The organism is Ferrovibrio terrae (assembly GCF_943372915.1).
GTDB classification, from domain to species: Bacteria; Pseudomonadota; Alphaproteobacteria; order Ferrovibrionales; family Ferrovibrionaceae; genus Ferrovibrio; species Ferrovibrio terrae_A.
In genome coordinates this window covers 1-7,401 of sequence record NZ_CALSAN010000059.1, presented here as the reverse complement: position 1 = coordinate 7,401, position 7,401 = coordinate 1, and the positions used below count along the sequence as shown (strand labels likewise).

Here is a 7,401-nt window from a genome sequence, read left to right as displayed (position 1 = left end):
TATCATCAGCTCAAGAACGAATACCAGCGGGCCCGCGACGAAGGCCGGCCCTTCATCAATATGGTCAAGGATACGGTTCTGCGCTGGCGCAGCTAAACCGGAGCCTGTAATTCGCTTAAATTAATTTAAGCCATTACATTAGATATTTTATATAATAATATGAAATATAATAATAATTTATGAAAAATTAAGTGAAGACGCAGGTTTGACACCATGATCCAGCTGGAAACCGCCCGCCTGATCCTGCGCCCGCCGCAGAGGGAAGATTTCGAGGCCTGGTGCGCCTGGGGTGCCGACGAGGAGGCCATGCGGCATCTGGGTGGTGTGATGACACCACCGATCGCCTGGCGCGGCATTGCCCTGATGGCGGGCTCCTGGGCCATCAACGGTTTCGGCATGTTCTCGGTGATCGAGAAGGCGACCGGCCGCTGGGTCGGCCGCCTGGGCCCCTGGCAGCCGGAAGGCTGGCCCGGCACCGAGGTGGGCTGGGGTCTGGTGCGCGACGTCTGGGGCAAGGGCTACGCCACCGAGGGCGCCACGGCGGCCATCGACTGGGCCTTCGACCAGCTCGGCTGGACCGAGGTGATCCACTGCATCGTGCCCGAGAACACCAACTCGCAGGCCGTGGCCAAACGGCTCGGCTCGACCTACCTGCGCGACGGCCACCTGCCGGCGCCGATTAACGTGTCGACCCAGCTTTGGGGCCAGACACGGGACCAGTGGCGGGCAAGGACGCCCTAGACCGCCCTCAGGCCCAGCCGCCGGCGATCGGCATGACATGGCCGGTGACGAAGCCGCAGCGGCCGCCGGCGAACAGCGCCACCAGCTCGGCCACCTCCTCCGGCTCGCCCAGCCGGCCGAGCGGGATGTTCTTCACCATTTTGGCGACGGCTGCGGTATCGGCGAGCAGCTCGGGCGGGAAGTAATCCGGGTTCTTGATGTAGTTGGCGGCAATGGCGTTCACCGGGATGTTCCAGCGCGCCAGCTCCTTCGACAGGGTCGGCACCATCGCATTCGCCCCACCGCGCGCGATGGCATACATCGAGTAATTGGGAATGCCGGTGAGCGGTGCCGCCGAGGAGACGATCAGGATGCGGCCGGCCTTGCGCGCCTTCATCGCCGCCGCGACTTTGCCGATCAGCGTATAGGGCCAGACCACCATGGCCTCCAGCGCGCGGCGGAACTCCTCCGGGTCGGCCTCTTCCACCGGCGCCCGCACGGCCGGATAAGGATCATTGGAAACCAGCGCGTCGATCTGGCCGAAGCGGGCCAGAACCTCGGCGGTGAGCGCGGCCGGATCGGTGGCGGCGCAGACTTCCGCGCCCGGCACCTCCGAGGCGAAGGCCGCGCGCGCCGCGGCATCGGCAAAGCTCATGTCATGGCAGACGACGGTATGCCCGTCCTGCAGCAGCCGGCGCACCGCGCCCGGCCCGATGAAATGCCGCACATGGGTGAGCAGGATGATATCGGCCATGGTGTCCTCCGCCTTTGCCGGAGGATGTTAAGTCGGCCACAGCGACTTGCAATCTTGCCCTAGCGGCAGGCAGTCCGGCCTACGCCTGCCGCGCCGGCGCGGCCAGCCGGCGCCATTCGGCCGGGCTGGCGCCGAGGATGCGGCGGAACTCGCGGGTGAAATGCGCCTGATCGGCGAAGCCGGCGGCGTAGCCGATTTCCGCCAGTGACGCCGGCGTGTCCAGCATCGCCCGTGCCGCTCGCCGCACCCGGGCATCGCGCAGGATGCCCGAGTAAGATGCGCCCTGCCGGTGCAGGCGCCGCTGCAGGTCGCGCGACGACAGGCCGATGGCGCCGGCCGCCACATCGATCGGCCAGGGCCGCACCGGATCGTCGTCCAGCAGGGCATAGAGCTGATCGATCAGACCGGGCTGCGGCGGTGGCAGGATGCGCTTGTCCCGTCGCACCGCCGTCCAGCGCAACTGCCAGTCCGCCGGCCCCGCCGGCTGCGCTGTCAGCACGGCACGCCCCTGCCGCATCGCCGGTTCGTTTCCCAGATCGGCCTCAAGGCCATCGCAGCCGATGGCCTGCAGCAGGGCAACCAGGAGGCCGAGCACGGCCAGGCTTTCGAGCACCGAAGGCGCCGGGCCGCGCAGCGAGCGATGCCGCAGATGCGCGATGCCCTCGCCGATCTGCAGTACATCCACGCGGTGATGCGAGTGATGGTATTTCTCCAGCCGCGCCCAGCGGTCCAGCAGACCGGCCGGATCGCCGGCACGGCGCAGCACGTCCAGCGTCGGATCGTTCGGCACGGCATGAATGCCCTGCCCGATATCGATGACAAAGGCCGGCCCTGCAATCCCGCAGGCATGCGCCAGCAGCCGGCGCTTGAGATCGAGCGTCACCTGCGGCGGGCCGCCGGGCGCGGTGCCCACCTGCAGATCGGCCGGCAGGGCGATGCCGGCCGCCGCCATCTGGCGCAGGATCAGTCCGACGAAGGCGGCGCTGGCGTAATCGCTCACGACATCAGGCCGGCCGGTATGGCAGTACGGTCAGCCGCCGTCCGGTGGCTGCCGCGATGGCGTTGCCGATGGCGGCAACCGCCACCATGGCCGTCTCGCCGGCACCGGCGGGCATTGCACCCGGCGGTTCGATCAGCGCGATGTCGATGGCCGGCATGGCATCCATGGTCGGGATCGGAGAGTCGGCAAAAGTATAGGCAGCGACCCGGCCATCCTCAATCGGCAGCCGTTCGGTCAGCACCATGCCCAGGCCCCAGAGCAGGTTGCCTTCGATCTGCGCCCGCACCTGGTCGGGGTTGATGATCCGGCCGCTGTCCTGCGCACAGTACAGTCGCGTCACCCGCACCGCACCGTCTGCACCCACCGTCACATCGGCGATCACGGCCGCGTAGCTGGTGTCCTTGTAGATGCCGCAGGCGATACCGCGACCGGTGCCACCGGCTTTCGCGCCGGTCCAGTCCGCCAGTTGCGCCACCCGCTCCAGACAGGCGCGCAGGCGGCCGTGCTGCGGATCGAGATTGGCCAGGCGAAACTGCAACGGATCCTGACCGGCAATACTGGCGAGTTCGTCGATGGCGCTCTCGATGGCATAGCCGTTCGGCCCGGCACCGAGTCCGCGCCACGGGCCGGTATCGACCGGCAGGCGGATATCGGAGAATTCCACCCGCATCCGGGCCGCGGCATAGGGCGGCATCGCACCGCGCGCCACACCGGGATCCTTCACGAAACCGGTCACCGCCTGCATCCAGCGCGGCATGGCGGCCGATGTGAAGATGACATGGCCGGAGCAGAAGCCATGCCACCAGTCGGTGATGCGCCCGTCGTTATCGAGCCGGGCACGGATGCGATGAGAAGACGGCGGCCGATGGAAGCCGTCGATGAATTCGGCCGCCCGCGTCCACTGCACCTTCACCGGATGCCCGGCAACCTGCGCCAGCAGCGCGGCCTCCAGCTCCGCCCGCACGATGGTGCGGGCGCCAAAACCGCCGCCGATGCGACAGCTGTGCACCAGCACACTGTCGACCGACAGGCCGAACTGCCTGGCCAGCGTTTCGCGCACGAAGAACGCATCCTGCGTGCCGGTCCAGACCTCCAGCCGCACCGGGTCATCCGGCCGCCAGCGCGCCACCGCCGTGCGCGGCTCGATGGCCGCATGGGCGGCGAAGGGAATGTCGTAGCGCCGGTCCAGCGTCCAGCCAGCGGCAGCGTTCACAGAATCATTGCGCAGGCGGTGTTCGAGACGGCCGCGCGCCTGGGCCACATCCACATCCATTGCCGGCATCGGCTTCGGTGTCCGCGCCCGCTCGATCCCGGCCGCGCGGGCATGCAGCGGGCCCGGATGTGCAGACAGCAGGCCGCGCCGGCCATCCGGCAGGTCGACCAGCCGCACGTTGTCATCACCGGCCGCAACGGTTGCACCCGCCGGCAGCACCAGACCGAACATCATCCCCGGCAGGCGGATATCGCCCGCGTAAACTGCCGGTGCGCCGGTCACGATGGCCGCAATCTGCTCGGTCGGCCGGGCCTGACCGACATGGCGGTGCGCAACATCCGGCTGCAGGCTGCGCAGCGTCACCGGCTGGCCACGGTCGATGATCTCGGCAGCATGCCCGCCATGGCGCAGATGCTCCCGCAACAGGGCTGCGGCGCGGGCGACCGGTTCGGCGAAATCCTTCACGCTGTCGCTGCCGACCGTTGACTTCACCGGTGCGATGGCGGCGGTGTCGGGCAACACGACCTCGATGCGCTCCAGCTCGACCTCCAGCTCCTCGGCCACGATCTGGCGCAACGCAACGCTCACGCCCTGCCCCATTTCCTGGCGCGGCAGCAGCAAACGCACCCGGCCATCCGGCAGCAGCCGCAGCCAGGCGATCCGCGCCTCGGTGGCCGGCATGCTGCGGGTCGGCAGCGCCGGCAGCGGACTGAAGGCGCAGGCCGGCGCGGCGGCAAAGACCGTGATGCCGGCAGCGAAGCGCGCGGCATGAGCGAAAAGATTGCGGCGCGACATGACTGTCATGACGGCTGCCCTGCCGCGCGGTGGATCGCCTTGCGGATGCGCTGGTAGGTGCCACAGCGGCAGAGGTTGCCGGCCATCGCCGCATCGATGGCGGCATCGTCGGGTTTCGGCGTTTCGCGCAGCAGCGCCACGGCCGCCATGATCTGCCCGGCCTGGCAGTAGCCGCATTGCGGCACGCTTTCGGCGATCCAGGCCTGCTGCACCGGATGCAGTGTCTCGCCGACCAGCCCCTCGATGGTGACGATGCTGTGCCCGGCAGCGTCACCGGCGCTGATCTGGCAACTGCGGATCGCAGCGCCATCCAGATGCACCGTGCAGGCACCGCACAGGCCCTGGCCGCAGCCGAATTTGGTACCGGTGAGGCCGAGCGTCTCGCGCAGCACCCAGAGCAATGGATCGCCGGCGCGGGCGTCGGGGATATCGGCCTCGCGGCCATTGATGGTGAGCAGCATGGCGGGCTCCGTGTTCAGGAGCCGGCAGTCTCGGACAGTTGTGGCAACCAGTATTGAACGATCGCGCCAAAAGCAGGGGGCCCTAGACTATAAGACCGTCATGGCCGGACTTGATCCGGGCATCCAAGCCTTCAGAACAGCAATGCAGCTGAACTACAACGACCGCTTCGTATTCTCGCCGCCCATCGAAGGGAAAAGGGGTAGTTTTTCTAAAGCCGTAGAAATGTATCTTTTGATGAAAGAAAACTGCGACATATCGTGACTCCAAACGTATCGGCGCGCACGCGTGACAACATTCTTATTGCTGCCGACAACAAATTCATTTGATGGACGCTGCAAAACCTGTTTCAAAATCTTTCTATCATTTACTGCTAAAAACATCTTTGTCGGACTAATCGGGATACTCAGAACACCTGTTGGTTTGTTCAAATCCCAATATTGGACTGGCCGGTCCGATGTCAGCAAACGATGCTTTGCTTTCGAAAGATCCAGCACAGCCCAATGCATATTATTTACACGCTGCCCTAACTCTGCATGGTCAAAGACAGATATGAGCAGGTTGAGCTTCATTTTTTCCTCTATTAGAGGATCTGCCTTGGCATGATATTCCTCCAACGTCGGCGGGTCTTCAGGCCTGCGAAACTTCTCATAGTCTTGTTGAAGGTAACCTTGACCAGCCTCCCTCCAAATCCGCTCCGCGCCGTTCCGTAACTCTGCCATTGTATCTGGGTGTCTGGTGATCATCGCCAGCACAAAGCGGGACCAAGCACTCCTGATTTTCGGATCAGACACTGTCGCATATCGACCATCAAGAAGCTGACCCAACGCACTCGAGGCTAGGCCGTCTACGTAGTTAAAAAACCGCTGCTCCAAATGCTGCCTCGTCTCGGGAGGCAACGCATCAAATGCATAAAGATCAAATTCAAAGCCTGTAGAAGCTGGGCCGATCGGCTTTGAAACGAGATTGATGTGTTTCACCGAATGTTCGATGACATCACCTGTCGGACCCGCCCATTGTTGCAGGTAGAATGCGGGTACAAAATGATGCCGCCTAGGTGTGCTCATTGTCCTGCGGAAAGCCCACATTTAGCGGGCAAATATAGCCGAGAGTTGTTCTCCGGTCTGCCTTGCCGAGTTTTACCCCAAGCCTACACCTGTTGCAGCTTGCCCTCATGCAGAGTGACCACGCGGTCCATGCGCCTGGCCAGCTCCAGGTTATGGGTGGCGATGAGCGCGCCGATGCCGCTGGTGCGCACCAGCGTGGTCAACTCGCCGAACACGATCTCGGCGGTCTTTTCATCCAGGTTGCCGGTCGGCTCGTCCGCCAGCAGCAGATCGGGCTTCCCGACCACGGCACGGGCAATCGCCACGCGCTGCTGTTCGCCGCCCGACAGCCGCGCCGGGCGATGCTCGAGGCGATGGCCCAGGCCCAGATGCTTCAGCAGCTCGCCGGCAGTGCGCTTGGCCTCGGCAGCCCCCTGCCCGCGCACGCGCAACGGCATGGCGGCGTTCTCCAGCGCCGAGAATTCCGGCAGCAGGTGGTGATACTGGTAGACGAAACCGAGCCGATGCCGGCGCGTCAGGGTGCGGTCGGCATCCCCCATGGCGCTGCAATCCTGTCCGCCGATGACGATGCGGCCCGACGAGGGCTGTTCCAGCAGGCCGGCGATATGCAGCAGCGTGGATTTGCCCGAGCCGGACGGACCGAGCAGGGCGACGATCTCGCCGCGCTTCACACTGAGATCGACACCGCGCAGCACGGCGATTTCCTCGCCGCCCTGTTTGAACACGCGCTGGATATTCTCCAGCTGCAGAACTGCTTCACTCATACCGCAGGGCCTCCACCGGATCGAGGCGGGCGGCACGCCAGCTGGGATAGATCGTCGCCAGCAGGGTGAGCGTCAGGCCGATCACCACCACATAGACCACCTCGGTGCTGTCGACCTTGGCCGGCAGCTGGGAGAGGAAATAGATCTCGGCCGGGAACAGCTGCCAGCCGGTCATGGTCTGCAGCACCTGGCGGATGCTTTCGATATTGAGCGAGAATGCCAGGCCGAGCGTGAAGCCGCTGGCGGTGCCCAGCACACCGATGCTGGCGCCGGCGATCACGAACACCCGCATGATGGTGCCGCGCGCGGCCCCCATGGTGCGCAGGATGGCGATGTCCCTGCCCTTGTCCTTCACCAGCATGATCATGCTGGAAATGATGTTGAAGGCCGCCACCACGATGATCAGGGTGAGGATCAGGAACATCACGTTGCGTTCCACCTCCAGCGCACTGACGAACTGCGCATTGGCCTGCTGCCAGTCATACAGCCGGTAATTCGGCCCCAGCCGCTGCATGATGCCGCGCGCCGCCTCGCGGGCCTTGAGCGGGTCGACCAGCCGCACCTCCACCGAATTGGCCATGTTCTGCAGGCGGAAATAGGTCTGGGCGGCCTCGAACGGCAGGTAGATG

8 protein-coding genes are annotated in these 7,401 nt (G+C 65.0%); 1 reads left to right on the top strand and 7 read right to left on the bottom strand.

Going from position 1 to position 7,401, the window contains the following annotated elements; genetic code table 11:
• Positions 1-213: 213 nt before the first annotated feature.
• Positions 214-741, top strand: a complete 528-nt coding sequence (locus AAG821_RS21870; RefSeq protein WP_341914246.1) for a GNAT family N-acetyltransferase — start codon at positions 214-216, stop codon at positions 739-741.
• 7 nt (positions 742-748) lie between these two features.
• Here the strand turns inward: AAG821_RS21870 and AAG821_RS21865 are convergent, their stop codons facing one another.
• The 7 genes from AAG821_RS21865 to AAG821_RS21835 form a co-directional block, all read right to left on the bottom strand.
• Positions 749-1,474 carry an SDR family oxidoreductase gene (locus AAG821_RS21865; protein ID WP_341914244.1) on the bottom strand — a complete coding sequence of 242 codons (726 nt, stop codon included), beginning with the start codon at positions 1,472-1,474 and terminating at the stop codon, positions 749-751.
• A gap of 79 nt (positions 1,475-1,553) precedes the next feature.
• Complete coding sequence (locus tag AAG821_RS21860; protein WP_341914242.1) at positions 1,554-2,474, bottom strand: AraC family transcriptional regulator; 921 nt, start codon at positions 2,472-2,474, stop codon at positions 1,554-1,556.
• 4 nt (positions 2,475-2,478) lie between these two features.
• Positions 2,479-4,491, bottom strand: a complete 2,013-nt coding sequence (locus tag AAG821_RS21855) for a molybdopterin cofactor-binding domain-containing protein (protein WP_341914240.1) — start codon at positions 4,489-4,491, stop codon at positions 2,479-2,481.
• Entirely contained in the window at positions 4,488-4,943 is a 456-nt protein-coding gene (locus tag AAG821_RS21850; protein WP_341914238.1) for a (2Fe-2S)-binding protein, read from the bottom strand. The genes AAG821_RS21855 and AAG821_RS21850 overlap by 4 nt, the downstream gene beginning before the upstream one ends.
• Positions 4,944-5,096: 153 nt before the next feature.
• Positions 5,097-6,008: a DUF4238 domain-containing protein gene (locus AAG821_RS21845; protein ID WP_341914237.1), complete on the bottom strand. Its 912-nt coding sequence runs from the start codon at positions 6,006-6,008 to the stop codon at positions 5,097-5,099.
• Positions 6,009-6,091: 83 nt separating this feature from the next.
• Positions 6,092-6,772, bottom strand: coding sequence for an ABC transporter ATP-binding protein (locus AAG821_RS21840; RefSeq protein WP_341914235.1), 681 nt, complete (start codon positions 6,770-6,772; stop codon positions 6,092-6,094).
• Positions 6,765-7,401, bottom strand: a 637-nt coding sequence (locus AAG821_RS21835) for an FtsX-like permease family protein (RefSeq protein ID WP_341916458.1), incomplete at its 5' end; no start/stop codon positions are given. The genes AAG821_RS21835 and AAG821_RS21840, both read right to left, overlap by 8 nt.